This is a genomic window from Caulobacter radicis, from assembly GCF_003094615.1.
Lineage (GTDB): Bacteria > Pseudomonadota > Alphaproteobacteria > Caulobacterales > Caulobacteraceae > Caulobacter > Caulobacter radicis.
In genome coordinates, this window is the sequence record NZ_QDKO01000020.1 from 259,306 (window position 1) to 282,892 (window position 23,587).

Genomic DNA, 23,587 nt, shown 5'->3' on the forward strand with positions numbered 1-23,587 from the left:
CATGGCCCGGACGGCGAACCTCCTCATCGGCCTGCTGCTGGCCTGCCTGGCCATCGCGCCCGCCCATGCCGAAGGTCCATTCGACCATTGGGCCGCCGTCGTCGTGGCCGGCGACTTCCGCGCCCATTCCGGCGGCTCGACCGAGGCCTTCGACAATGCTCGCCGCGACGTCTCCCAAAGCCTGACGGCGCTCGGCTTCCCCGCGCCGGCCCAATTCTCGACGCGTCCAAAGCGCTACCCGTCGCAAGGCGTGGCGTCATCCGATCCCAAGTCGATCCAGGCGGGCCTGGCCTCGGCCGCCGAGGTCTCTCCCGCCGGCTGCCTCGTCTACATCACCTCGCACGGCGCGCCCGAGGGCGTGGTGATGGGCGACAAGGTCCTGCGCCCCCAGCGCCTGGCGGCGATGGTCGACGGCGCCTGCCCGGGCCGCCCCTCGATCGTGGTCGTCTCGGCCTGCTTCTCGGGCGTGTTCGTGCCCGCGTTGGAACGCGACGACCGCATGATCCTGACCGCCGCACGTCCGGACCGCACCTCGTTCGGCTGCGGCGAAAGCGATCGCTATCCCTATTTCGACGACTGCTTCCTGGCCGAGATCGGCAAGGCGCGCGACTTCGTCGCGCTGGGCCGGGCGGTCCAGGCCTGCGTGGCTCGCAAGGAAGTCGACACCGGCATGACTCCGCCGTCGGAACCGCAGATGTGGATCGGCCCCGAACTGCGCCCCCTGCTGCCGCTCTACACCTTCGCCAAGGCGCGAAAGCCGGCGCCCTCGCCGGCTGCTTCGCCGCCGCCGGCTGGAAACTGAACAGCCCGACTGACGCAGCGGCAGTTTTCTTCCCGGCGCCGGTGTCCCTCGCCGCGCGAATTGGCCTAAGAAGGCCCTGAGGGGCTCTATCGGCGAGGTGGGATACGTGACGTTGCGTTTGTCGTCCAAGGTCGCGCGGTGCGCGGCGGTCGTGGGAATCTGGCTGGGAGGCGCGAGCAGCGCCACGAGCCAAGGCACGGCGCCGACAGCCCCCATATCGACCGCGCCGCGCGCTTCGGTCCCTGGTCCGGCGACGACCACGCAGAGGACCGCGCCGGCCGTTCGCGCGACACGTCCGCTCACGCCGGCCGCCACGCCCGCCGCGACGCCTCCCGTCGCGCCCGCCCTGCCCGGCGTCATGCCCCTGCCCGCGCCTGAACTGGAAGCCTTCGTCGACGGCTTCGTCCGCCGCTCGATGAACCAGGACCACATCGCCGGCGTTACCGTCTCGGTGGTGCAGAACGGTCAGGTCGTTCTGAAGAAGGGCTATGGCGTCGCCAGTCTGGCCGATGGTCGCCGGGTCGACCCGGACCGGACGCTGTTCCGCATCGGCTCGATCTCCAAGACCTTCACCTGGATCGCCCTTCAAAACGAGATCGACGCCGGCCGCATCCGCCCCGACACGCCGATCAACGTCTACCTGCCCGAGAAGCTTCAGGTGCGCGACCAGGGCAAGAAGAACCCGGTTCGCGTGCGCGACCTCTACAACCACACGCCCGGATTCGAGGACCGCGCCCTGGGCCAGCTGTTCGAGCGCGACGAACGCCGCATCCGGCCGCTGGACGTCTATCTGCGCCAGGAGCGCCCCAACCGGGTGCGTGAACCGGGCGTGCTGCCGGCCTACTCCAATTACGGGGTCGCCCTGGTCGGCGCGGCCTTGGCCAACACCGGCGCCAAGCCGTTCGAGGACCTGATCGCCGAGCGCGTGATCGTTCCCGCGGGCCTGACCCGCACCACTTTCCGCGAGCCCCGCGCCTGGCGCGACGACCTGCCCGCGCCGATGGCCCCGGCCCTGGCCGCCGACATGGCCCAAGGCTATCGCTGGACGCCGCTGGGCCTGCAGGCCCAGCCGGTGGAGTTCATCGGCCAGATCGCGCCGGCCGGCTCAGCCTCGAGCACCGCCGCTGACATGGCCCGCTACATGACCCTGCTGCTGAACGGCGGGGCGATCGACGGCCGCACCGTGTTCTCGGCCCGCGCCGCACAGGCCTTCCGCACGCCCAGCTATCGCCCCGCGGCCGGCGCCGCCGGCCTGAACAGCGGCTTCCAGGACATCGCCCTGCCCGGCAATCGCCGCGGCTTCGGCCATGCCGGCGCCACCCTGTGGTTCCACTCCAACATGGTCATCGCGCCCGACCTGGGCCTGGGCGTCTTCGTCTCGGTCAACACCGACACCGGCCAGAGCCTGCCGGCGACCCTGCCCTCGGCCATCGTCGAGCGCTTCTACGCCCCGGCCCGGGCCGTGCCGGCCTTCACGCCGCTCTCGGCCGAAGCGGCGGCCGTCTACGAGGGCGACTACCTGACCGACCGCCGCGCCTATGGCGGCCTGGAGGGTTTCGTGAACCGCCTGATCGGCGTCGCCAAGGTGCGGGTCAGCGATCAGGGCGGCCTCGCCGTGACCACCGACGGCCAGACCCGCCTGTGGCTCCCCACCGACCGCGAGGACGTCTTCAAGGCCGCCGACAGCGCCGACATGCTGGTCTTCCAACGCCAGGACGGCGCGGCCGCGCGGTTCTTCGCGCCCTCCGGCGTCGCCGCCTACGAGCGGGTCGGCCCGCTGTTCAAGCAGGGCGTCCTGGCCGGCATGACCCTGCTGGCCGCCCTGGCCTCGATCGCCACCCTGGCCGGCGTGTTCGTGCGCAGCCGCCGCGACACCCGCCAGACCACCAGCCAGGCCCGCGCCAGCCTGCTGCAGACCACCCAGGCGGTGCTGTGGCTGACGGCGATCGCCTGCGTGGGCGCCTTCGCGCTGGGCTCGGGAGACGTGGCCGCCGTGGTCTTCGGCTGGCCCAGCGGCTGGCTGCTGACGGCCTCGGCCTGCGCCTTCATCGCCACCCTGCTGACCCTGCTGACCCTGGCCATGGCGCCGGTCGTCTGGCGCGGCGGCCGCCGCGTCGACAGCTGGAACGACCTGCGCAAGCTGTGCTTCACGGTCACGGCGCTGATCTTCATCGGCTTCTCGGTGGTGCTGGCCGCCTGGGGCTTCCTCGAGTTCTGGAACACCTGATCCGGCACGCCGCGTGCAGGCTCCCCCGTCGTGGCGACGATGGGGGAGTTGGCGCGTGTCGAAACGGAACGTCTGTATCCTGGCCGGGGCAGGCCTCGGCGTCTGGCTGGCCGCGACGCTGTTCTACGGGGCCTTCGGGACCGAACTGATCGAACGGGCCTTCTGGTTCTACGCCCTCAACGCATTCCTGGCCGCGACGCTGGGCGCCTTCGCATTCCAGGCCACAGCCCGGCTGCTGCGGATTCCCCGCACCCGACGCCTCTTTCCCGCCATGGCCTTCGCCCTGCCCGGCGTCGCGGCGGCGAACCTGATCCTGCTGGGCCTCGTGCCCCTGGCGCCCGGCGCCGAGCCCTCCAGCCTGGGGCGCTATCTGGCCTTCCTGATCGTGCTCTACATCTCGATCGGCGCGTCAGTCTTCGAGCGTGCCCCGCAGAAAGCGCGACTCTAGCTTTCGCACCACGATCACGATCCGCTCGCGCTCGCCCGGACGCCGCTCGACCAGCAGCCGGGCGACCTGGGCGTCGTCGTGGAAGGCGTAGCCCTTGATGGCGTCGAGCAGGGCCTTGGCCAGGTTGTCGAGGTCCAGCCACGGCGGTTCGCCGACGAACTCCATGCCGATCTCGACCGAAAACTCGCCCCAGGCCGGCCGCGAGCCGCGCCAGCTCTTGCGGAAGAACTCGTAGATCAGCGGCTTGTAGTACTTGGCCTGGGTCGTCAGGCCGTCGACCACGATGGTCAGCTCGCCCCCGGCCTCGCGGGCGCGGACCTTGCCGTGATGCGTCCAGTCGTCTTGCAAGCGCGAGGCCTCCAGGCCCGCCGTCGCGGCGGGCGTCGAAGCGCTGTCTACGCGGCCCGGGCCTAGAGGCGCAAATGGATCCCGCGCCGATGCAGCGGGATCAGGATCGCCAGGATGAAGGCCAGCACCGCCAGGGCGCAGGCCAGGGACGCGGCCTTTGGATCGGGGATCACACGAAGAGCCAGGTCGTAGGTCAGCCCCTGGGCCGAATGTCCGCCCGGCAGCAGCGGCATCGAACCGAAGATCCCCAGCAGCTGCGACAGGATGAAGGCCAGGATGGCGTTGCCGCCGAAGATGGTCAGCGGGGCGGCCAGCTTCAGCGCCGGCTTCAGTCCCGCCAGCAGGTCGAGCACGAACAGGGCCGCCATGGACAGGCCGCTGCTCAGCAGGGCGAAGCTGGGCGTCCAGATCGACTTGTTGATCGGCATGACGCCGTCCAGCAGCAGGCCGCCGGCGATCAGCGCGGCCGACAGCAGGGCCAGGGCGATGCGGCTGGCCCCGCCCCTCGCCAGCAAGGCCGCGGCGATGGCGCCGATCAGCACGTTGACGGCCGCCGGCAGGGTCGAGAGCAGGCCTTCGGGATCATAGGTGACGCCAACGCCCTCCGTCGTGCCGTGCTTCCAGAGGTGCGGGATGGTGATCACCGTCCGGTCGATGAAGGCCGGCAGCGAGCCGTGCGAGTCGAGCCTTCCCGCGCCGAAGCCCGGGACCGGCGCGAAGGCCAGCAGCGCCCAGTAGATCGCCAGCAGAACGACGGCGGCTATGGTGACGGCCACGAAGCTGAACTTCAGGCGGCTTCCGGCGCGCGGCGCGGCCAGCACGCAGATCGCCACGCCCAGCGCGTAGCAGAGGCCGATGCGCTGCAGGATGCCCGGCAGGCGAAGATGGGCGAAATCGAACTTCGGCAGGGCGTTCAGCACCAGGCCCAGCAGGATCAGCATCGCCGTGCGGCGGGCGACCTTTATCCAGAAGCCGGCCGAGGCGCGGTCGCCGGGCGTCAGGCGCGGGACGGACAAGCCGATGGCCATGCCGACGCAGAACAGGAAGGTCGGGAAGACGAGATCGGCCGGCGTCCAGCCATGCCACGGCGCGTGAGCCAGCGGCGCGTAGACCTGGCTCCATGATCCCGGGCTGACCACGATGATCATCCCGGCCACGGCCAGACCACGAAGAAGATCCAGCGCGACGATCCGACCGCCGCCCTTGCCCGACGCCATGTACGCTTCCCCCGAACACTTTTTCTGGGCGCGGAGGGTTCGCATGCTCGCGCCTGGTGTCAACCGGCGTCGGGAGCGTTGCCCTGGCGGCCCTCAGGGTCTAGACCCCCCGTCGACCGTTTTCCGGGAGACCCGCATGACCGCCACGCGCACCGAGACCGACACCTTCGGCCCCATCGAAGTCGCCGCCGACCGCTATTGGGGCGCGCAAGCCCAGCGCAGCCTCGGCAACTTCAAGATCGGCTGGGAAAAGCAGCCGCTGCCGGTCGTCCGGGCCCTGGGCATCGTCAAGCGCGCCGCCGCCGAGACCAACCACAAGCTCGGCAAGCTGGATGCGGCCATCAAGGACGCCATCGTCCAGGCCGCCAACGAAGTGATCGAAGGCAAGCTGAACGACCACTTTCCGCTGGTCGTCTGGCAGACCGGTTCGGGCACCCAGTCGAACATGAACGCCAACGAGGTGATCTCGAACCGCGCGATCGAGATCCTGGGCGGCGAGATGGGCAGCAAGAAGCCCGTCCACCCGAACGACCACGTCAACATGAGCCAGTCGTCGAACGACACCTATCCGACGGCGATGCACGTGGCCTGCGCCGAGCAGATCGTCTCCGACCTCCTGCCGGCGCTCAAGCACCTGCACGCGGCCCTGAAGGCCAAGTCGGAAGCGTGGGCGGAGATCATCAAGATCGGCCGCACCCACACCCAGGACGCCACCCCGCTGACGCTGGGCCAGGAGTTCGGCGGCTACACCCAGCAGGTCGAGAACGGCATCGAGCGCATCGAGCAGACCCTGCCCAAGCTGATGCAACTGGCCCAGGGCGGCACCGCCGTCGGCACCGGCCTGAACGCGCCGATCGGCTTCGCCGAGGGCGTGGCCGAGGCCATCGCCGCCATCACCGGCCTGCCCTTCACGACCGCTCCGAACAAGTTCGAAGCCCTGGCCGCCCACGACGCCATGGTGTTCAGCCACGGCGCCATCAACACGGTCGCCGCCTCGCTGTTCAAGATCGCCAACGACATCCGCTTCCTGGGTTCTGGCCCCCGCGCCGGTCTGGGCGAACTGGCCCTGCCGGAAAACGAGCCGGGCTCGTCGATCATGCCGGGCAAGGTCAACCCGACGCAATGTGAGGCGCTCACCCAGGTCTGCGTGCAGGTGTTCGGCAACCACGCCGCCCTGACCTTCGCCGGGTCGCAAGGCCACTTCGAGCTGAACGTCTTCAACCCGGTGATGGCCTACAACTTCCTGCAGTCGGTGCGCCTGCTGGCCGACGCGGCGATCAGCTTCACCGACAACTGCGTGGTCGGCATCGAGCCGCGCATCGACAACATCCAGAAGGGCGTCGAGAACTCGCTGATGCTGGTCACGGCCCTGAACGGCCGCCTGGGCTACGACATCTGCGCCAAGATCGCCAAGACCGCCCACAAGAACGGCACGACCCTGCGCGAGGAAGCCGTCGGCGGCGGTTACCTGACGAACGAAGAGTTCGACCAGTACGTCCGTCCGGAAAAGATGGTCTCGCCGGGCTGAGGCCTCGTCCGACCAAGCGACTGACAAGACGGGGCGGCGCATCGGCGACCGCCCCGTTTTCGTATCCCGGTCACGGTGAACCGATGCTATGCGGAACGTCGCATGACCGGTCTTGTCCGCCCCTACTGGATCGAAGCCCGCTTCGAGCGCGGCGAAGGCTGGAACCCGTCCGCCTATCCGTTCGATCTGCCCGTTGTTCGCGGCCTGGACACTCTGCCTTTCCATCCGCGCGTGACGTTCCTGGTCGGCGAGAACGGCTCGGGTAAGTCGACCCTGATCGAGGCCCTGGCCGTGGCCTGGGGCTTTAACGCCGAGGGCGGATCGACCAGCGTCAACTTCTCCACCCGTGCCTCGCACTCGCCGCTCAGCCGGCACATCCGCAAGGTCCGTGGGCATCTGCGGCCCATCGACGGCTATTTCCTGCGGGCCGAGAGCTTCTTCAACGTGGCCAGCTATATCGAGGAGGTCGGCGTCTCGGGCTACGGCCAGGTTCCATTGCACGAACAATCGCACGGCGAGGCGTTCTTCGCCCTGTTCGACAACCGCTTTCGAGGCGACGGCCTCTACATCCTCGACGAGCCGGAAGCGGCCTTGTCGCCGAGCCGCCAGCTGTCGTTCCTGGCGCGCCTGCACGAGCTGGTGCAGGCCCGGTCGCAGTTCATCATCGCCACCCACTCGCCGATCCTGCTGGGCTATCCCGACGCCTGGATCTACCAGGCCTCCGAACGCGGGCTGGAACGGGTGGACTACGAGGACACCGAGCACTTCCAGGTGACCCGCAACTTCCTCAACCGCCGCCAGACCTTCCTGGACGTCTTGCTGTCGGACGACGATGAGGCGTGATAGCCTTCCGTCCATGGGCAAGCCCGAACTCGACATCGCGCCTGAAGCCATCGACCCAGAACTGCTGGCGCAGGCTCAACGGCTGGGGATTTCGGTCGCCGGCATGAGCGAGCGGCAGTTGCGGCTGCACCTGCAGAAGGTCGATCCCGCCGGGGCCGAGGAACGCGCCAGGCGCTGGGCCGAAGAGAACGCCGAGGCGATCACAGACCACAACGCGCGGGTGGCCCGACGCGGACTCATCTCGGACCACTTCCGAAAGTGGTAGCTTGAGGCAGTTTGATGCCTACAGAAATCCAGCCCCGGCCGCGCGCCACGTCGCGCCGTTCCTCGTTGTCCTTTCTTCCCATCATCTTCACGGCCTCACCGAGGTCGTGGTTGCGCCCGCCGTAAACGATGCGCAGAGCATCGTCGCCGAATTGGAGATTCCCGTCGTGATCGAGGATCAGCCGCTGACCTTGGTGATCAGCGAGCTGTTCAGCATCGATGCTCGCCAACTCCGCCAGCGCATCTCTTCCCTCGCCGCCCACGAGGACGCGATCCGGCGCGCCCTGGACCGGCTGTTCACCGGCTTCTAGCGGCGAACCACCGTGCGGCCGATCGGGGCCAGGGCGATGTAGGCCAGCTGCAGGTCCTTGATGGCGAACGGGATGCCGATGATGCTGATGGCCTCGGCCACGGCGATCAGCAGGTGGCTGAGCGCGATGTACCAGCCGCCCAGCACGAACCAGATCAGGTTCAGCAGGAAGCCAAGCGGACCGGTGCCGATGTCGCTGCGTCCCGTGACGATCTCGCGGCTGACGATCTCCTTGCCGAACGGCCAGAAGGCGAAGCCGGCGATGCGCCAGGCCGCGCCGGCATAGGGCAGGCCGACGATGGTGATGGCCAGCAGCAGGCCGCCCAGCAGCCAGAGCAGTCCCGACAGCCAGCCGCCGAGGAAGAACCAGAGCAGGTTGAGGATGAAGCGGATCATCGCGGTCCTTTCGTCTCGGCCAAGACTTGGGATCTCGTCGGCCCGTTGTCGAGCTTGACGGTGCGACCTTACGGCGAATTCACCGCAGCAGTTGCCAGCGTTTGGCCCAGCGGCCCTTGCCGAAGCGCGACAGCGCCAGAAGGTAGAGGCCGGCATAGACGACGACGCCCAGGCCGATCAGCGCCCAGCTCCAGGCGCCGGGCGCCTGCCAGGTCGGGGCCGTTGTCAGCCAGTCATGCGGGGGCGAGGTCAGCTCCAGCCAGAGGCCGCCGACCCAGGCGATCGAAAACAAGGCCACGGCCGGATAGCGCAGGATCGGGCTCTTCTGCACCAGCAGCAGGAACTGGACGAAGATCGCGGCGGAGGCGGCGGCGAAGCCGGCCAGCCAGGGCTGCCAGGTTCCCGGCGCCAGGCGCGCCGCGCTAAAGCCGGCCAGCAGCGGCGCCCACAGCAGCGGGCCGAAGAAGAGAAGGATGAGGGCCAGACCGACCAGGACCCCTACCCCGCCGCCGATCACCTTGCCGGCCGCCTCGCCGGCGGCGTGCGCGCCGTGGTGGCGGCCTTCGCCATGGGGATCGCCGGACGGGTTGTAGCCCTTCGCCATCAGGCCCGGCGGCTGACCGCGAAGTCGGCGAGGCTTTCAAGGCTTTCGCGCCAGTCGTTGGCCGGGAACACCGCCAGGGCGGCCTTGGCCTTGTCGGCGTACTCGGCGGCCAGGTCCAGCGTGGCGTCCAGGGCGCCGGTGCCGATGATCAGTTCGCGAGCGCGACGGAAGTCAGCCTCGGTCTGCTCGCGACGGCCGATGGCGCGCTCCCAGAACTCTGCCTCGCGCGGACCCGAGCGGGCGATGGCCAGCAGCAGTGGCAGCGTCGCCTTGCCTTCGCGGAAGTCGTCGCCGGCGTTCTTGCCAAGCGTCTCGGTGGCGCCGCCGTAGTCGAGGGCGTCATCGGCCAGCTGGAAGGCCAGACCCAGGCTCATGCCGTAGTCGCGCAGGGCCTTGGACTTTTCGGCGTCGACCCCGGCCGACACCGCGCCGGCCTCGGCGGCGGCGGCGAACAGCTCGGCGGTCTTGGCCGCGATGATCTCGAGATAGACCGCCTGCGACAGGTTGAGGTCGTGGCTGCGCATCAGTTGCAGCACCTCGCCCTCGGCGATGACGCGGCTGGCCTGGGCCAGGATCTGCAGGGCGCGCATCGAGTCGGTCTCGACCATCAGCTCGAAGGCGCGGGCGAACAGGAAGTCGCCGACCAGCACGCTCTGGGCCGCGCCCCAGATCAGGTGCGCGGCGACCTTGCCGCGACGCAGCTGGCTGCCGTCGACCACGTCGTCGTGCAGCAGGGTGGCGGTGTGGATGAACTCGACGGCGGCGGCCAGCTTCAGGCAGTGCTCGTTATCCGAACCGGCCAGGCGCGCGGCGGCGACAGTCAGCAGCGGGCGCAGGCGCTTGCCGCCGGCGGCGATCAGGTGCTCGGCCAGGGCCGGGATCACCGGGACGTCGCTTTGCATGCGATCGGTGATCAGGCGGTCCACGCCGCCCATGTCGGCGGCGGCCAGGCGCACGAGACGATCCACCGATCCCGGCTGACGGGCGAGGGTCGCTGCAGCTGCGTCCAAGACCATGTACTCCTCAGGCGACGCCGCTCGTAGCGCCATGGGCGTTGCGAGCGACAATGGTGGCGGGATAGGTCAGGGTCAAGGCGAGCACAAGGCCCGAAACGTTGTCCGACCCCACCTCTGTTCCTTCCTTCACCGAAGACCGCGTCCTCGACGGACGCGTGAAGCTTCGCCAATCGGCCGCCGGATACCGGGCCGGGCTGGATGCGGCCTTGCTGGCGTCCGCCTGCGACGCCGGCGACGGAGACCGCGTCATCGAAGCCGGATGCGGTGTCGGCGCGGCCCTGCTGGCGGCGGCGACCCGTCGCCCGGGCGCGCGATTCGCCGGACTGGAGCGCGATCCGGCCGCCGCCGCCCTGGCGCGCGAGAACGCCGCGCTGAACGGCCTGGCCGACCGCGTCGAGGTCGTCGAGGGCGACGTGGCGGCCGGCTTCCGGGCGCTGGCCCTGCCCGTCTTCGACGCGATGATGAGCAACCCTCCGTTCTTCGACGACCCCAAGACCCTGCGCGCCCCGGCGCCGGAGAAGACCGGCGCCTGGATGGCCGATGCGGGCCTCTCCGCCTGGACCGCCTTCGCCCTGAAGGCGGTGCGCGAGGGCGGGACCATCACCCTGATCCATCGCGCCGACCGACTGGCCGACATTCTGGCCTTGCTGGCCCCCAAGGCCGGGTCGTTCCGCATCCGCCCGATCCAGCCCTTCGCCGACGCGCCGGCCAAGCGGGTGCTGGTGCGGGCGGTGAAGACCGGCAAGGCCCCGCTGGTGCTGCTGCCGGCCCTGGTGATGCACGAGCGCGGCGGGGGGAAACATTCGGACCAGGCCGAGGCGATCCTGCGGGGGGAAGCGGCGCTGGCGTGGTGAGGTAGACGCGGCCTTTCCTTGAAGACGCTGCCCCTGAAGGGGGAGCTGTCGGCGAAGCCGACTGAGGGGGAAGGGATTGCTGACGCTGGGGATGTGCTGACCTCATCGGACACTTCCCCCTCCGGCCCTCCGGGCCACCTCCCCCTTCAAGGGGAGGATCTGGAGCAGGCCGGCCTCTCCTTATGGGAGAGCGCCACGACCGCAGCGCTTTTTACGCGTCCCCTAACGTTCTGCTAACGCAACGCGTGCATAGCTGGGCCTCGGGCGCAAAACGCGCCCTTGGCCAGAAGGCCGCACCGGGAACAACGGGTCGATGCCGCAGAACAGCATCAACACGAACGTCGGGGCGATGATCGCCCTGCAGTCGCTGAACACGATCAATCGTGATCTGGCGACGACGCTGCGCCGTATCGCCACCGGCCTGAAGATCTCATCCCCCAAGGACAATCCCGCCGTCTGGGCGACCGCCAAGATGCAGGCCTCCGAGGCCAAGTCGCTGGACGCCGTGCGCGCCTCGCTGCAGCGCGGCCAGTCGACGGTGGACGTGGCCCTGGCGGCCGGCGACACGGTCACCGACCTGCTCGACCAGATGAAGCAGAAGATGCTGGCCGCGTCGGACCCCAGCCTGACCACCGCCAGCCGCAAGCTGCTGAACGACGACTACGTCTCGCTGCGCAAGCAGATCGACCGCGCCGTCGAGAACGCCAGCTTCAATGGCGTCAACCTGATCTCGGCCGGGAACACCGGCAATATCCGCGCCCTGGCCAACGCCAAGGCCGACCAGACCATCGATGTCGACCACGTGGACCTGTCGACCGGCGGCGCGGCCCTGGCCGGCATGCGCGCCGACCTGCTGACCGCGCCCTCCTCGACCGACATCAAGGCCATGGACACGGCCATGCAGAACGTCACCTCGGCCCTGTCGCGGCTGGGCACCCAGGCCAATGGGCTCGACACCCACCTGACCTTCATCGACAAGCTGCAAGACACGCTGGAGGCCTCGGTCGGCCGCCTGATCGACGCCGACATGGCCCAGGAAGCCACCCGCCTGCAGGCTTTGCAGATCAAGCAGCAACTGGCCATCAAGTCGCTGTCGATCGCCAACGCCGCGCCGAGCTACATCCTCAAGCTCTTCGGGGGCTGAGGGGATTTTACGGACGAGGGATTGGCCGCAAAGTCCGCCAGCTTTTCCTTCCCCAGCGTGAGTCGCCATGGCCCAGCACCTCGCCCTCCTGTCCCTGCTCGTGCGCGACTATGACGAGGCTCTGGCCTTCTATGTCGGCAAGATGGGTTTCGACCTCGTGGAGGACAGCGAGCTGGGCGCGGGCAAGCGCTGGGTGGTGGTCTCGCCCGGTCCGGGCGGCTCGCGCTTCCTGCTGGCCAAGGCGGCCGACGAGCGCCAGGTCGCGATGATCGGCGGCCAGGGCGGCGGCCGGGTCTGGCTGTTCCTGCACACCGACGATTTCGAGGGCGACCACGCGCGCCTCAGCACGGCCGGCGTGAGCTTCCTCGAGGAGCCGCGCCACGAGGCCTATGGCAGCGTGGCGGTGTTCGAGGACCTCTACGGCAATCGCTGGGACCTGCTTCAGCCGCGCGGCGGCAAGGCCTGAGCCCGTGCGCCTCCTGCTGGCTCTCGTCGCGATCGTCTTCTCCTTGGCGGCCGGCGCGGCCGGCGCCGCGGAGGCGCCGATCCGCGTGCTCTATCTCGACCAGTCGGTCGGCTGGCGCCATCGCCCGGTGACCCGGCCCGCCGAAGGCCTCGCGCCTTCAGAAGCGGCGATCATCGCCATAGGCAAGGCCAGCGGCGCCTTCGAGGCGCAGGTAACGCAGGACGCCCGCGAGATCACGCCCGAGCGGCTGAAGGACGTGGACGTGCTGGTGTTCTACACCACCGGCGCCCTGCCGATTTCGGCGCAGGCTTGGGCGGCGGTGCAGCAGCGGCTCGCGGCCGGCAAGCTGGGGTTCGTGGGCCTGCACAGCGCCGCCGACACGGCCTGGGACTATGCGGGGCCGGGGCTCGACTACACGACGATGCTCAACGGTCAGTTCGCCGGCCATCCGTGGACGGAAGACCAGAAGGTCCGGGTCAGGGCGCTCGACAACCATCCGCTGGCCGCGCCGTGGAGCCGCAGCGTCGACCTGGTCGAGGAGATCTACCAATATAAGCGCTTCGACCCGGCCGCCGTGCGGGTGATCCAGAGCCTGGATTTCTCCGGCACGCCGCTGAAGCGGCCCTACGCCGTGCCGGTCAGCTGGGTGCGGAGCGTGGGGAGCGGCCGCCTGTTCTTCACCAACCTCGGCCACAACGAAGCGACCTGGGCCGATCCGCGCTTCGCCGACCAGATCGTGCGGGCGGTGCGATGGACGGCCTGGAAGGCGCGCGGCGACGACACACCCAACCCGCGCGAGCAGGCGCTCGACCAGCTGCGGGCGCTGTTGACCTATGCCGGCGAAACCGACGTCGAGGCGCGGCTGGCGCGGGCTAAGGACCAGACCTGGCTGCTGGCGGTCGCGGGCCGGATCGCGGCGCTGCGGGGGGCCTATCCGGGCAAGCCGGAGGCGGACCGGACGAGGTTCGAGGCGGCTTATCAGCCGCTGCTGGCGGAGGTCAGGGCGAAGACGCCCCGTTAGGAACCTCTCCCTGTGGGGAGGCGAGCGCGCAGCGATCGGTGGGGGGAGTGGCTGGAAGATCGGCCGCATCCCAGAAAGCTGAAAACGTCCCCCCTCCGGCCCTCCGGGCCACCTCCCCCAGAGGGGGAGGATCTCTAGAGCTCCGCCAGCTCTCTCGCATGCGCCGCCACGTCGGCCGGCCATTGCGCCAGGCCGGCTTCGAAGCCTTCCCGATCACCCGCATAGAGCGCTCGCATGGCGGCCTCGAAGCCCGGGGCGTCGCCAGCGGCGGCGCTGGCGAAGCGGTAGGCGGCGTCGCGGGCGCGGCGCTGGCGGTCGGGGGCCTCGGCCTCGCGGCGGGCCGCCTCGACCAGCTTGCGCAGGGCCACCGACGCGCCGCCGGGCTGGCTCGCCAGCCAGTCCCAGTGACGGGGCAGCAGGGTGACCTCGCGGGCGACGACGCCCAGCTTGGGGCGGCCGCGGCCGCGCGGGGCCTCGGGTTCGACTTCGGCCGGCGCCAGGCGGGCGGCGAGGTCTTCGGGCGAACCGCGCAGGTCGAAGTCCACCTGCCGGCCGTCGGGATCGAAGATCAGGATCGGGGCGCCTGGACGCTCGTTCACCACCGCCTGGGCGGCCAGGGCGACAGCCAGCTTGTCGCCGGCGGCGAGACGGGCGCCGGATTCGAACAGGGCGTAGGTCATCGGACGAGGTCTACCGCGTTCAGGGCTTCGCACCAGCGCCTGCGAGCGTCGGCGAGGCGCAGCGCCCTGCCCTTCGGCTCCAGGCCGTCGTCGTCGATCGTCTCCAGCACCTCGAAGGCGAAGGCGGCCTCGCCATGAGCGTTCCAGGCGCCTTGCAGCCGGGCGTTGGGATGCGAGCCCAGCTTGAGGCTGAACCATACGCCGTTCTTGCGCGTGGCGACGTTCTGCGTCGCGCCGACGAAGGCCTGGCCGGTGCGCTGGCAGCGCACGGCGTAGACCCCGGGCTCGGTCTTTTCTTCCTTGTAGGCGCGCAGCAGCGCCTTGCGCGAGTTCATGGCCGCCTCCTTGCTGGCGACCTTTTTACCCGGGCAAATTATGGAGTCAATATTACCCGGGTGTTTTTTCGCGCATCAGCAGGCCGTACAGCGTTCCGGCCAGAAGGGCGCCGACGAACCAGGCGTACTGGTAGATCGTGGTCCAGGGCTGGCCGATCCCGGCGAAGGCGTGCGGCGCGGCGGCGTGCAGGAAGCCCGGCAGGTTGGGCGCGACCCCGACGGCGAAGGCGATCAGCGCGGCCGGGTTCCAGCCGGCCTTGTAGGTGTAGGCGCCGGCGCGGTCGTAAAGGGCGGGCACGTCCAGGGCCGTGCGGCGCAAGATCCAGTAGTCGACGATCAGGATGCCTGCGATCGGTCCCAGCAGGGCTCCGTAGCCGGTGAGCCAGACGAAGATGTAGCCGGCGGTGCTCTCCAGCAGCTTCCAGGGCATGATCAGCACCCCGATCCCGGCCGTGATCCAGCCGCCGATGCGGTAGGTGATCCGCCGGGGCCAGAGGGCGGCGAAGTCGTAGGCCGGACCCACCAGGTTGGCGGCGATGTTGCACGAGACGGTGTCGAGGCTGATGATCACCAGGCCCACGAGCACGGCGATCCCGCCGATGTCGCCCGACAGGGCCACCGGGTCCCAGATCGCCTTGCCGAAGATCAGCACCGTGGCCGAGGTGACCACCACGCTCATCGCCGCCAGCAGCGCCATGGGTCCGGGCAGGCCCAGGGCCTGGCCGAGGATCTGGTCCTTCTGGGTGCGGGCGAAGCGGGTGAAGTCGGGGATGTTCAGCGCCAGCGTGGCCCAGTAGCCGGTCATGGCGGTGACCGCCGGTCCGAAGTCGGCCCAAAAACGGCCGGCCTTGGCGCCGCCGGGGTCGTAGGCCGAGGGCTCATGCAGGATGGGGCCCAGGCCGCCGGCCTTGGACAGAGCCCACCAGACCAGGGCGAGGCACACCAGCACCTTGATCGGCGCGGTCCAGGTCTCGAGCTTGCGGACGGTCTCCAGGCCCTTGGTGACGAAGGCCAGTTGGATCAGCCAGAAGGCCAGGAAGGCCAGCATCTGGCCCACCCCGATGCCCAGCAGCGGGATCGGCGGGCCGTCCAGCTTCGCGCCGACCATGACGCCCAGCAGGGTCAGCAGCGCGCCGCCGCCGATCCAGGTCTGGATGCCGTACCAGCCGCAGGCGACGATGGCGCGGGCCAGCGCTGGCAGCCGCGCGCCGCGCCAGCCGAACGAGGCGCGCGCCAGCACCGCGTAGGGCACGCCGTGCCGAGCGCCGGCATGGCCGATCAGCAGCATGGGAACCAGCACGATCACATTGCCCAGCAGCACGGCCCAGACCGCCTGGCCGGCCGACATCCCCTGCTCCACCAGGCCGGCGGCCAGCATGTAGGCCGGCACGGCGATGACCATGCCCAGCCACAGGGCCGCGAAATGGCGGGCGCGCCAGGTGCGCTGGGCCGCCGTGGTCGGCGCCAGATCCTCGTTCCAGAGGTTTCCGCCTTCGTCGCTCATGCGCTCCCCCGAGCCCGCACTCAAGACGCGAGCATGCGCGGCGGCGGTCGGGCCGTCACCTTGGAAAACACCGGTCGCGGAGCGTTTCTAGAAGGCTGCGTAGGCGAAGGTCCCCAGCCCCGCCCCCAGCAGCAGCACCATGGCCACGATGCCGACGCGATCCCACTGGATGCAGGGGCCGGCATGGCGCAGCTCGGACGCCTCGGGCTTGTTGACGTCGCACTTGCGGAAGAACACGGGACGCGTGGAAACACGCATGGCGTGGGCCATGGCTGAACCTCCCTGACGATCAGGCGCCTCTGGCGGGCGCGTGGCGGAAGGTTAACACGAGCTCACCCAAAAGGCGAAAAACTCGCTCAGTAGGCGAAGCGGATGCTGAGCCCCACGCGGCGCGGCTGGGGCGAGAACGACTGCGGCAGGCGGCCAGCGGTGATGAACAGCGGCGCGTCGGAGTCGAGCAGGTTCTCGACGAACACCCCGACCGAGCGCCGGCCGACCTCGATCGCCATGCGGCCGTCGATCAGGGTCACGCCGCCGAGGTCCCGGCCCGCGCCTGGGCTGACGGACTCGAAGGTCGAGCGCGACTCGCCGACATAGGCGGCCGAACCGTTGAGGACCAGGCTGGCCCCGCCGGCCAACTCGCGGCGGGTCTCGCCCCACAGGGTGAAGGCGACGCGCGGCACGGCCGGCAGGTGGTCGCCCTCGCGGCCCAGGCCCGCCATGGCGCCGGTGGTCTGGTCCTGGGTCAGCACCGCCTCGGTGGCGGCGAAGTTAAACCCGACCTTCGAGCCGGCCCGGCTCCAGGTGGCGTCGAACTCGACCCCGTCGATGCGCGCGCGGCCCAGGTTGGTGACGAAGGCGAAGGCGCCGTTCTCGCTGGTCGCCGAATACTGCATGTCGCGCCAGTCGATGCTGTAGACCGCCAGGTTCGCCGACAGCCGCCCCTCCAGCCAGCGGGACTTCAGGCCCAGCTCGCGGTTCCACAGCGTGTCCGAGCCGTAGCCCTGCAGGGCGGCCGGCAGGCCGGGGGCGGTATTGATGCCGCCGGGCCGAAAGCCCTGCGAGACCTGCATGTAGCCCATCAGGCGCGGGGTGAAGCGGCGCGAGGCCAGGCCCTTGACGCTCCAGCCGTCCTCCTCGACCCGGTTGCGGAAATTGCCGCCGGAAGTGTCGGAGATCACATTGACCACCAGCACCTCGCCGATGGTCTTCTTGTCGTAGGAGAAGCGGCGGGCGCCGATGGTGATGTCGGAGCGGTCGTCGACCGCCAGCGTCGCCTCGCCATAGACCGCCACCTGGTCGAGGCGGGTGTCGACGATGCGCCGGCCGGTAAAGCCCGCCGCGTCGATGGGCAGGCCGGTGACGGGGTCGGCGACACGGACCTGGCTGTCGATGGTGTCGCTGCGGGTCTCGGAGAAGACGCCGACCGTCCATTGCAGCGGACCGTCGCGATCGGAGGTCAAGCGCGCCTCGCGCACGTCGGCGGTCAGGTCGATGGGCTGGTACAGCAGGCCCGGCGTGCGGCTGTCGACGTAGGACGCATAGGCCCCCATCTGGCCGGCGTCGCAGGCCAGGCTCGACCCCAGGCCCAGCCAGCGGGCGCAGCCGGCGGCGCTGCCGCGCTCGGCCTGAAGGGTGCCGGTGTAGTCGATCTGGCGGGTGTTGTTCCACTGGTAGTGGGCCAGCGAAGCCGAGAAGCGCACGCCCGGCAGGCGGCTTTCCATCGACAGCGCCCCGAACCACACCTCGCTGTCGAAGGGCGTGCGGACGAAGTTGCGCGAGACGTGCGAGGGCTCTCCCGGCGCGCCGGCGCCGGTGTCGTTCAGGCGCGATTCCTGGCCCGCCAGCAACAGGTCGAAGCGCATCGCCTCGCTCGGCCGCCAGACCGCCGCCAGCCGCCCGCCGACCGTGCGGCCGGCGTTGACGCCTTGCAGGCCCAGGCGGGCGTTGTCGGAGAAGGCCGCCTCGTCGCGGCGATAGGCGGTCAGGCGCACGGCCGCGCGATCGTCGGCGAACGCCTTGTTGGCGACGGCGGTGACCGCGCCGCCGGCCCGGCCGCCGACCACCCCGCCCTCGACCTCCAGCCCCATCTGGTCGCGCGCCGGATCGGCGCGGTTGAAGGCCACCTTCATGGCCCCGCCCATGGCGCTGGATCCGTAGAGCGTGCCCTGCGGCCCGCGCAGGACCTCCAGCCGGTCGATGTCGACCAGCAGCAGGTCGGGGAACGATCCGCCGGGGTCGGCCGTGGTGCCGCTGGGCCCGGAGACCGGAATGTCGTTGTAGTAGAGGGCCGTCGTCGCTTCGCCCGAGCCATAGACGCCGCGCAGGGTCATGCGCATGCGGCCCACGCCCGTGCTGGTCAGGGTCAGGCCCGGCAGGCGCTGGGCGGCGCGCTCGAAGGTCACGGCGCCGGTGGCCCGCAGCGCCTCGCCGCTGACCACCCGGATCGACAGCGGCGTGTTCTGCTCGGCGGTGGCGCGGCGCAGGGCGGTGACCATCACCGCGTCGACCTCGGCCGAGACCATGGGCGCGGCGGGCAGGGCCGCCGGCGGCGGACGCTCGGGCGCGCCGCGCTCGATCAGCAGCCGCCCGCCATGGCGGCGGGCGACCAGGCCCGAGCCGGCCAGAAGGCGCTCAAGGGCCTCGTCGGCCTCCATCTGGCCCCGCACACGAGGCGCGCGCAGGCCCGTCACCAGGGCCGGGTTGAACAGGATCTCGATGTCGGTCTGAGCGGAGAAGGCGGTCAGGGCGCGCGCCATCGGCGTGCCGGCGGCGATGTCGACGCGACGCGGCGCGGCCGCCGCGACCACGGGGGTCGCGAACGCGGCGAGCGCCAGCCAACCGGCGAGCGCGCAGCGGCGATGACGTGTGTGCAATACCCCCGGGGCTCCAGTACGCGGCAGCGCCCCTTCCTTTACTGCTGCGTTCGCCAAAGCCAGTCCCCTCGTCGCCGTTGACCGGCGATCCGGCCCCCTCGCCCGGGCCAGGGGGACCGCGCGGAAGACTCTGCCTGATAATCTGGCAGGCGGGGCGCCCCGACGGCAAGTGCGAGAGTGTGGGTTGACCGCGCCGTCACGCTGCTGACGAATGATCGCAACAAAAAAGACTCGTTGTGTCGGGGACGACGAATGGCGCTGGCGAATCTTGCCGCTGGAGCGCGTGGAAGCGAGGGCCTGGCCCATGCTTCCCTGCCCTACCAGCAGGCCCTGAAGGCTTTCTTCCGCCGAAGAGTGGAAGGCGGCGAGGTCGACGACCTCGTGCAGGAAGTGCTTCTTCGACTGCACAACCGCCGTGACGGCGGCGAGGTGTCGAACCTCGGCAGCTTCATTTTCCAGACCGCCACCAACGTCCTGCTGGACCGTCGCCGCCGCGACACGGTGCGAAAACGCCAGGCGCACTGCGAGCTGGAGGAAATCCACCACCCCCTGGACGAGCTGTCGCCGGACCGTATCCTGCAAGCCAAGGAGCAGGCCGCCGTCGCCGCGGCCGCCCTCGGTGACCTTCCCTTAAGGACGCGCGCTGCATTCATGCTCGTCCGATTTGAAGGCATGAGTTACAAGGCGGCGGCCGCTCAACTGGGACTCTCCGTCAGCGCGGTCGAAAAACATGTCGCCAAGGCTCTCAAGCACCTGACGAGCCGCCTGCAGGAACACGATGCGCCACACCGTCCCAAACCTGGCTTCTTCCGGTGAACCGGACGCCGCGGAATGGGTCGCGCGCCTGCAGAACCGGCCGAACGACCTTACCCTGCGGCGTGACTTCGATTCCTGGCTGAAGGCCGATCCGGCCAACAAGGACGCCTACGCCTCGGCCTCGGACGCCTGGACGCGTATCGGCGCCCTGTCGGACGAACCCGAGATTGTCGCCGCCCGCGCCCGTCTGAAGGCCGAGCTGGCCGCCGACCAGCGCCACCGCCGCGCTCGCCCGCAGATGCGCTGGGCCGCGGCCGTCGCCGCCCTGGTCACCGCCGGCGGCTTCGGCACGGCCCTGTGGCTGGCCACCGCGCCATCGGACCATGCCCCGGCCGTCGCTCCGGCCCAGATGGCCCAGGTCGTCTATCGCACCGGCGTCGGCGAGCAGAAGGTCATCACCCTGGCCGACGGCTCGGTCGCCACCCTGTCGACCGACTCGGTGCTGCGCGTCACCGAGATGGGCGCCCGGCGCGCCCTGACCCTGGATCGCGGCGAGGCCTTCTTCCAGGTGGCCAAGAACCCGCAGCGTCCCTTCGTGGTCACCGCCGACGGCCGCACGGTCACCGCCCTGGGCACGGCCTTCAACGTGCGCATCGATCCGGGCAAGTGGTCGGTCAGCCTGCTGGAAGGCAAGATCCGCGTCGCCGACCCGGCCGCCCACAACAGCGTCGACCTTCTGCCGGGCTCTCGCCTGGAGCAGCAGGCCGGTTCGACCTGGGCCGTGGCCGCCGCCGACGTGGCCGCCCTGACCAGCTGGCGCGACGGCAGCGTCACCTTCGACAACCAGCCGCTGGCGCAGATCGTCGGCGAGCTGAACCGCTATTCGGTGCGCAAGATCCGCATCGACTCGCCGCGCGTGGCCGCCACTCCGATGAGCGGCCGCTTCAAGACCGGCGACGTCTCCGGCTTCGTCGACGCGCTCAGCGCCTATGGCGCGGCCAAGGTGAAGACGGGCGAAGCGGGCGAGATCGTCCTGGTTTCGCCGTGAGCTAAATCCCTCTCTCTGAGAGAGAGGGAGGGGCCCGCGCCGAAGGCGTGGGAGGGTGAGAGGCTTCACCCTCTGCCGGAAAAACCCGGATATTGGCGCCGCGCTTGAGAGATCCAACGACATGGTGCGGATCGTTCGATCCTGCACTCTGACAGCGCTCCTTTCGGAAAATTTGTCACCTCTCACCCTCCCACCGCTTCGCGGCGGGCCCCTCCCTCTCTCAAAGAGAGAGGGAAATATCGTCGACGGTTGAGGAACCGCCTGCGGCCTGCGTCATGAATACCGACAGCGGCGCCGTTCGCGCCGTTCGCAGGGAGGCTTTTCGTGACTTCGATCCTCAAGACCGCCGCCGCCGGGCTGGTTGGCGTTTCCATGCTGATGGCCTCAAGCGCCATCGCCGCGCCGCTGAACGCCGCGCAGAAGACCCAGCTGAAGGCCAACGTCGACGCCTACACCCCGCAGATGAACGAAGCGGCCCTGAAGATCTGGGACTACGCCGAGCTGGGCTACCTCGAGGCCAAGAGCACGGTGGTGCTGCAGGATCAGCTGAAGGCCGCCGGCTTCGAGGTGAAGGCCGGCGTGGCCGACGAGCCGACCGCCTTCGTCGCCAGCTTCAAGCAGGGCAAGGGTCCGGTGATCGCCATCCTGGCCGAGTTCGACGCCCTGCCGGGCCTGTCGCAGGCCGCCGCCCCGACCAAGACCCCCCGTCCCGAGACCGACAACGGCCACGGCTGCGGTCACAACCTGTTCGGCGCGGCCTCGGTGGCCGGCGCGGTCGCCCTCAAGGAGTGGATGATCCAGAACAAGGTGCAGGGCGAGATCCGCGTCTACGGCACCCCGGCCGAAGAAGGCGGTTCGGGCAAGGTCTACATGGTGCGCGAAGGCCTGTTCAACGACGTCGACGTGACGCTGCACTGGCACCCGGGCAACGAGAACTCGGCCCGCCAGGGCACCTCGATGGCCAACATCAGCGGCAAGTTCCGCTTCCGCGGCAAGTCCTCGCACGCCTCGGGCGCGCCGTGGGCCGGCCGCTCGGCGCTGGACGGCGTGGAGGTGCTGGACACCGCCGCCAACTTCATGCGCGAGCACATCCCCGACGGCACGCGGATCCACTACGTGATCACCAACGGCGGCAAGGCCCCCAACGTCGTGCCCGATTTCGCCGAGGTCTACTACTACGTCCGCAACAGCGATCCGAAGATCGTGGTCAGCGTCATGGACCGCATCAAGAAGGCCGCCGACGGCGCGGCCATGGCCACCGAGACCACCGTCGAGTTCGAGCAGACCGGCGGCGTCTACAACCTCTTGCCCAACGACGTGCTGGGCAAGGTCATGCACGACAGCCTGACCAGCGTGGGCGGCATCACCTGGACGCCGGAAGAGACCGAGTTCGCCAAGACCCTGGCCAAGAGCCTGAACGGCGGCGGCGGCGACCTGGCCTCGGTGGGCAAGGTCCAGTCCTACGCCCCGGCCGACACCAAGGGCGGCGTCGGCGGCTCGACCGACGTGTCCGACATCTCGTGGGTAACCCCGACCGTGGGCCTGTCGACGGCGACCTTTGTCCCGGGCTCGGCCGGCCACAGCTGGCAGAACGTGGCGGCGGCGGGCTCGTCGATCGGCCTCAAGGGCGCGGCCGTGGCGGCCAAGACCCTGTCGATCACCGGCGCCGAGCTGTTCATGAACCCCAAGCTGATCGCCGACGCCAAGGCCGAGCTGAACGCCCGCCGCGGCGACGGTTTCCAGTACAAGGCCATGGTCGGCGACCGCAAGCCCCCGCTCGACTACCGCAAGGCCGGCGGCGCGGAGTAAGGCGCTCGGACCGGGTGAAGACCGAAGGGCGGCGGGCTTGCTCGCCGCCCTTTTTTATCTGCGTCATCCCGGCCGCAGCGTAACGAAGAGCCGGGCCCCAGGGGCAACCGCAATGCATTTGCCAACGCCGCGGCGTTAGCCTCAGGCGCCACGCCCAGTCCCCTGGGTCCCGGATAAGCGCTGCGCGCTTTCCGGGATGACGACTGTTTTTGGGGCTGGATGGAGCGGTCTCTCTCCGCTCACAGGAACTTCGGCGCCAAGAAGATCACCAGGGCCGCGACCAGCCAGGCGGCCAGGCCGCCCAGGATGGCCAGGCGATAGTCGACGCGATCGACCAGCAGCCACGAGACGCCCAGGAAGACGAGATAGGCCGGAATGGTCTTGGCGCCGGCCAGGCACGCGGTGCGGAAGCCGCCGGCCTCGCCCTTGGAGCCAACGGCCAGCAGGGCGATGATCGCGAAGGTCGGGGCCAGCGGCAGGATGCCGGGCAGCACGTTTCCCTTCTTCGAGGCCAGCACGATCAGGGCGGTGACGAGGCCGCCCAGCAGCCCCTTCCACAGAACCTCGACAAGCAGCGGCGGCATCAGGCCTGAACGCCCCGCGCCTTCAGCTTGGCCTTCAGTTCGCGGATCGGCCGGGCCAGCAGGAAGCCGAACGACACCGCCCCCTCCTTGGTGTGCACGGCGTGGTGGATGCGGTGGGCCTGGATCAGGCGCTTCCAGTAGGCCGACTTGCCCAGCGGCACCTTGAAGCGCTGGTGCACCATGCCGTCGTGGAAGATGAAATAGACCGCGCCATAGGCGGTGATCCCCAGGCCGATCGGCAGCAGCCACGGATGACCGCTGGTCCCGAAATAGATGGCGACGATGGCCGGGGCCGCGAACACCACCGCGAACAGGTCGTTCAGCTCGAAGGCGCCGTGGCGTGGCTCGTGGTGCGAGCGGTGCCAGACCCACCCGAAGCCGTGCATGACGTACTTGTGGGTGAACCAGGCGAAGCCTTCCATGAAGGCGAAGGCGCCCAGGAACAGGGCGACCTTGAGACCGAAGGTGACCATCGCTTCTCTAACTCCAGAGCCGGCGACCTGACTG

26 protein-coding genes are annotated in these 23,587 nt (G+C 69.7%); 14 read left to right on the plus strand and 12 right to left on the minus strand.

What is annotated here, in order from left to right:
• Position 1: 1 nt before the first annotated feature.
• The 3 genes from DDF62_RS12885 (at position 2) to DDF62_RS12895 (ending at position 3,477) form a co-directional block, all read left to right on the plus strand.
• The gene (locus DDF62_RS12885; RefSeq protein ID WP_116489466.1) at positions 2-802 is read left to right on the plus strand and encodes a C13 family peptidase; all 801 of its coding nucleotides are present in this window, start codon (positions 2-4) and stop codon (positions 800-802) included.
• 358 nt (positions 803-1,160) lie between these two features.
• Positions 1,161-3,029, plus strand: coding sequence for a serine hydrolase domain-containing protein (locus DDF62_RS12890; protein WP_244286809.1), 1,869 nt, complete (start codon positions 1,161-1,163; stop codon positions 3,027-3,029).
• Positions 3,030-3,084: 55 nt separating this feature from the next.
• Positions 3,085-3,477, plus strand: coding sequence for a hypothetical protein (locus DDF62_RS12895; protein ID WP_116489467.1), 393 nt, complete (start codon positions 3,085-3,087; stop codon positions 3,475-3,477).
• Here the strand turns inward: DDF62_RS12895 and DDF62_RS12900 are convergent.
• Complete coding sequence (locus DDF62_RS12900) at positions 3,439-3,825, minus strand: RusA family crossover junction endodeoxyribonuclease (protein ID WP_101711910.1); 387 nt, start codon at positions 3,823-3,825, stop codon at positions 3,439-3,441. The two genes, DDF62_RS12895 and DDF62_RS12900, sit on opposite strands and share 39 nt — an antisense overlap.
• 62 nt (positions 3,826-3,887) lie before the next feature.
• Positions 3,888-5,042 carry an acyltransferase family protein gene (locus DDF62_RS12905; protein WP_116489468.1) on the minus strand — a complete coding sequence of 385 codons (1,155 nt, stop codon included), beginning with the start codon at positions 5,040-5,042 and terminating at the stop codon, positions 3,888-3,890.
• A 136-nt stretch (positions 5,043-5,178) separates the two neighbouring features.
• Here DDF62_RS12905 and fumC point away from each other — a divergent pair, with 136 nt between their 5' ends.
• From fumC to DDF62_RS12925, 4 genes are all read left to right on the plus strand, one after another.
• Complete coding sequence (gene fumC, locus DDF62_RS12910) at positions 5,179-6,570, plus strand: class II fumarate hydratase (protein ID WP_116489469.1); 1,392 nt, start codon at positions 5,179-5,181, stop codon at positions 6,568-6,570.
• A 102-nt stretch (positions 6,571-6,672) separates the two neighbouring features.
• On the plus strand, positions 6,673-7,413 hold the full coding sequence (locus tag DDF62_RS12915; RefSeq protein ID WP_116489470.1) for an AAA family ATPase: 741 nt from the start codon (positions 6,673-6,675) through the stop codon (positions 7,411-7,413).
• Positions 7,414-7,426: 13 nt separating this feature from the next.
• Positions 7,427-7,678 carry a type II toxin-antitoxin system CcdA family antitoxin gene (locus DDF62_RS12920; protein ID WP_116489471.1) on the plus strand — a complete coding sequence of 84 codons (252 nt, stop codon included), beginning with the start codon at positions 7,427-7,429 and terminating at the stop codon, positions 7,676-7,678.
• 1 nt (position 7,679) lies between these two features.
• Positions 7,680-7,988, plus strand: coding sequence for a CcdB family protein (locus tag DDF62_RS12925; protein WP_165832246.1), 309 nt, complete (start codon positions 7,680-7,682; stop codon positions 7,986-7,988).
• Here DDF62_RS12925 and DDF62_RS12930 read toward each other — a convergent pair.
• The 3 genes from DDF62_RS12930 to DDF62_RS12940 form a co-directional block, all read right to left on the minus strand.
• Positions 7,985-8,383 (minus strand): YccF domain-containing protein, encoded by a 399-nt coding sequence (locus DDF62_RS12930; RefSeq protein WP_101717553.1) that lies wholly within the window; start codon positions 8,381-8,383, stop codon positions 7,985-7,987. The genes DDF62_RS12925 and DDF62_RS12930 overlap by 4 nt on opposite strands.
• A gap of 79 nt (positions 8,384-8,462) precedes the next feature.
• The gene (locus DDF62_RS12935; RefSeq protein WP_116489473.1) at positions 8,463-8,987 is read right to left on the minus strand and encodes a hypothetical protein; all 525 of its coding nucleotides are present in this window, start codon (positions 8,985-8,987) and stop codon (positions 8,463-8,465) included.
• Complete coding sequence (locus tag DDF62_RS12940) at positions 8,987-9,997, minus strand: polyprenyl synthetase family protein (protein ID WP_165829101.1); 1,011 nt, start codon at positions 9,995-9,997, stop codon at positions 8,987-8,989. The genes DDF62_RS12935 and DDF62_RS12940 overlap by 1 nt, the downstream gene beginning before the upstream one ends.
• Positions 9,998-10,101: 104 nt before the next feature.
• Here DDF62_RS12940 and DDF62_RS12945 point away from each other — a divergent pair, with 104 nt between their 5' ends.
• The 4 genes from DDF62_RS12945 to DDF62_RS12965 all read left to right on the plus strand — a co-directional run bounded on the left by DDF62_RS12945 (position 10,102) and on the right by DDF62_RS12965 (position 13,488).
• Positions 10,102-10,857 (plus strand): tRNA1(Val) (adenine(37)-N6)-methyltransferase, encoded by a 756-nt coding sequence (locus tag DDF62_RS12945; protein WP_116489475.1) that lies wholly within the window; start codon positions 10,102-10,104, stop codon positions 10,855-10,857.
• A 313-nt stretch (positions 10,858-11,170) separates the two neighbouring features.
• Positions 11,171-12,001: a flagellin gene (locus DDF62_RS12955; protein WP_116489477.1), complete on the plus strand. Its 831-nt coding sequence runs from the start codon at positions 11,171-11,173 to the stop codon at positions 11,999-12,001.
• Positions 12,002-12,068: 67 nt separating this feature from the next.
• Complete coding sequence (locus DDF62_RS12960) at positions 12,069-12,467, plus strand: VOC family protein (protein ID WP_116489478.1); 399 nt, start codon at positions 12,069-12,071, stop codon at positions 12,465-12,467.
• 4 nt (positions 12,468-12,471) lie between these two features.
• Positions 12,472-13,488: a ThuA domain-containing protein gene (locus tag DDF62_RS12965; RefSeq protein WP_116489479.1), complete on the plus strand. Its 1,017-nt coding sequence runs from the start codon at positions 12,472-12,474 to the stop codon at positions 13,486-13,488.
• A 134-nt stretch (positions 13,489-13,622) separates the two neighbouring features.
• On the opposite strand, the gene DDF62_RS12970 is transcribed toward DDF62_RS12965, so the two are convergent.
• The 5 genes from DDF62_RS12970 to DDF62_RS12990 all read right to left on the minus strand — a co-directional run bounded on the left by DDF62_RS12970 (position 13,623) and on the right by DDF62_RS12990 (position 18,883).
• Positions 13,623-14,168: a DUF2239 family protein gene (locus tag DDF62_RS12970; RefSeq protein ID WP_116489480.1), complete on the minus strand. Its 546-nt coding sequence runs from the start codon at positions 14,166-14,168 to the stop codon at positions 13,623-13,625.
• Positions 14,165-14,503 carry a GIY-YIG nuclease family protein gene (locus DDF62_RS12975; RefSeq protein ID WP_116489481.1) on the minus strand — a complete coding sequence of 113 codons (339 nt, stop codon included), beginning with the start codon at positions 14,501-14,503 and terminating at the stop codon, positions 14,165-14,167. The genes DDF62_RS12970 and DDF62_RS12975 overlap by 4 nt, the downstream gene beginning before the upstream one ends.
• 52 nt (positions 14,504-14,555) lie before the next feature.
• The gene (locus DDF62_RS12980) at positions 14,556-16,007 is read right to left on the minus strand and encodes an NCS1 family nucleobase:cation symporter-1 (protein ID WP_116489482.1); all 1,452 of its coding nucleotides are present in this window, start codon (positions 16,005-16,007) and stop codon (positions 14,556-14,558) included.
• Positions 16,008-16,094: 87 nt separating this feature from the next.
• Complete coding sequence (locus tag DDF62_RS12985) at positions 16,095-16,277, minus strand: hypothetical protein (RefSeq protein ID WP_116489483.1); 183 nt, start codon at positions 16,275-16,277, stop codon at positions 16,095-16,097.
• Between the two features lie 86 nt (positions 16,278-16,363).
• On the minus strand, positions 16,364-18,883 hold the full coding sequence (locus DDF62_RS12990; RefSeq protein ID WP_165832247.1) for a TonB-dependent receptor: 2,520 nt from the start codon (positions 18,881-18,883) through the stop codon (positions 16,364-16,366).
• A gap of 252 nt (positions 18,884-19,135) precedes the next feature.
• On the opposite strand from DDF62_RS12990, the gene DDF62_RS12995 reads away from it, so the two are divergent.
• From DDF62_RS12995 to DDF62_RS13005, 3 genes are all read left to right on the plus strand, one after another.
• Positions 19,136-19,699: an RNA polymerase sigma factor gene (locus DDF62_RS12995; RefSeq protein ID WP_101711944.1), complete on the plus strand. Its 564-nt coding sequence runs from the start codon at positions 19,136-19,138 to the stop codon at positions 19,697-19,699.
• Complete coding sequence (locus DDF62_RS13000; protein ID WP_116489485.1) at positions 19,662-20,687, plus strand: FecR family protein; 1,026 nt, start codon at positions 19,662-19,664, stop codon at positions 20,685-20,687. Before DDF62_RS12995 ends, DDF62_RS13000 begins: the two co-directional genes overlap by 38 nt.
• 324 nt (positions 20,688-21,011) lie before the next feature.
• A complete protein-coding gene (locus DDF62_RS13005; RefSeq protein WP_341871572.1) occupies positions 21,012-22,496 on the plus strand; it encodes an amidohydrolase in 1,485 nt (494 codons plus the stop codon).
• A gap of 239 nt (positions 22,497-22,735) precedes the next feature.
• Here the strand turns inward: DDF62_RS13005 and DDF62_RS13015 are convergent, their stop codons facing one another.
• Entirely contained in the window at positions 22,736-23,080 is a 345-nt protein-coding gene (locus DDF62_RS13015) for a GlpM family protein (RefSeq protein WP_116489487.1), read from the minus strand.
• Entirely contained in the window at positions 23,080-23,553 is a 474-nt protein-coding gene (locus tag DDF62_RS13020; RefSeq protein WP_116489488.1) for a sterol desaturase family protein, read from the minus strand. The genes DDF62_RS13015 and DDF62_RS13020 overlap by 1 nt, the downstream gene beginning before the upstream one ends.
• Positions 23,554-23,587 lie beyond the last annotated feature (34 nt).

Coding starts and splice junctions, on each gene's coding strand:
- DDF62_RS12995 (WP_101711944.1), top strand. CDS start 19,136: ATGGCGCTGGCGAATCTTGCCGCTGGAGCGCGTGGAAGCGAGGGCCTG.
- DDF62_RS12975 (WP_116489481.1), bottom strand. CDS start 14,503: ATGAACTCGCGCAAGGCGCTGCTGCGCGCCTACAAGGAAGAAAAGACC.
- DDF62_RS12955 (WP_116489477.1), top strand. CDS start 11,171: ATGCCGCAGAACAGCATCAACACGAACGTCGGGGCGATGATCGCCCTG.
- DDF62_RS12890 (WP_244286809.1), top strand. CDS start 1,161: ATGCCCCTGCCCGCGCCTGAACTGGAAGCCTTCGTCGACGGCTTCGTC.
- DDF62_RS12960 (WP_116489478.1), top strand. CDS start 12,069: ATGGCCCAGCACCTCGCCCTCCTGTCCCTGCTCGTGCGCGACTATGAC.
- DDF62_RS12905 (WP_116489468.1), bottom strand. CDS start 5,042: ATGGCGTCGGGCAAGGGCGGCGGTCGGATCGTCGCGCTGGATCTTCTT.
- DDF62_RS12920 (WP_116489471.1), top strand. CDS start 7,427: ATGGGCAAGCCCGAACTCGACATCGCGCCTGAAGCCATCGACCCAGAA.
- DDF62_RS13015 (WP_116489487.1), bottom strand. CDS start 23,080: ATGCCGCCGCTGCTTGTCGAGGTTCTGTGGAAGGGGCTGCTGGGCGGC.
- DDF62_RS13020 (WP_116489488.1), bottom strand. CDS start 23,553: ATGGTCACCTTCGGTCTCAAGGTCGCCCTGTTCCTGGGCGCCTTCGCC.
- DDF62_RS12985 (WP_116489483.1), bottom strand. CDS start 16,277: ATGGCCCACGCCATGCGTGTTTCCACGCGTCCCGTGTTCTTCCGCAAG.
- DDF62_RS12885 (WP_116489466.1), top strand. CDS start 2: ATGGCCCGGACGGCGAACCTCCTCATCGGCCTGCTGCTGGCCTGCCTG.
- DDF62_RS13000 (WP_116489485.1), top strand. CDS start 19,662: ATGCGCCACACCGTCCCAAACCTGGCTTCTTCCGGTGAACCGGACGCC.
- DDF62_RS12970 (WP_116489480.1), bottom strand. CDS start 14,168: ATGACCTACGCCCTGTTCGAATCCGGCGCCCGTCTCGCCGCCGGCGAC.
- DDF62_RS12915 (WP_116489470.1), top strand. CDS start 6,673: ATGACCGGTCTTGTCCGCCCCTACTGGATCGAAGCCCGCTTCGAGCGC.
- DDF62_RS12930 (WP_101717553.1), bottom strand. CDS start 8,383: ATGATCCGCTTCATCCTCAACCTGCTCTGGTTCTTCCTCGGCGGCTGG.
- fumC (WP_116489469.1), top strand. CDS start 5,179: ATGACCGCCACGCGCACCGAGACCGACACCTTCGGCCCCATCGAAGTC.
- DDF62_RS12980 (WP_116489482.1), bottom strand. CDS start 16,007: ATGAGCGACGAAGGCGGAAACCTCTGGAACGAGGATCTGGCGCCGACC.
- DDF62_RS12935 (WP_116489473.1), bottom strand. CDS start 8,987: ATGGCGAAGGGCTACAACCCGTCCGGCGATCCCCATGGCGAAGGCCGC.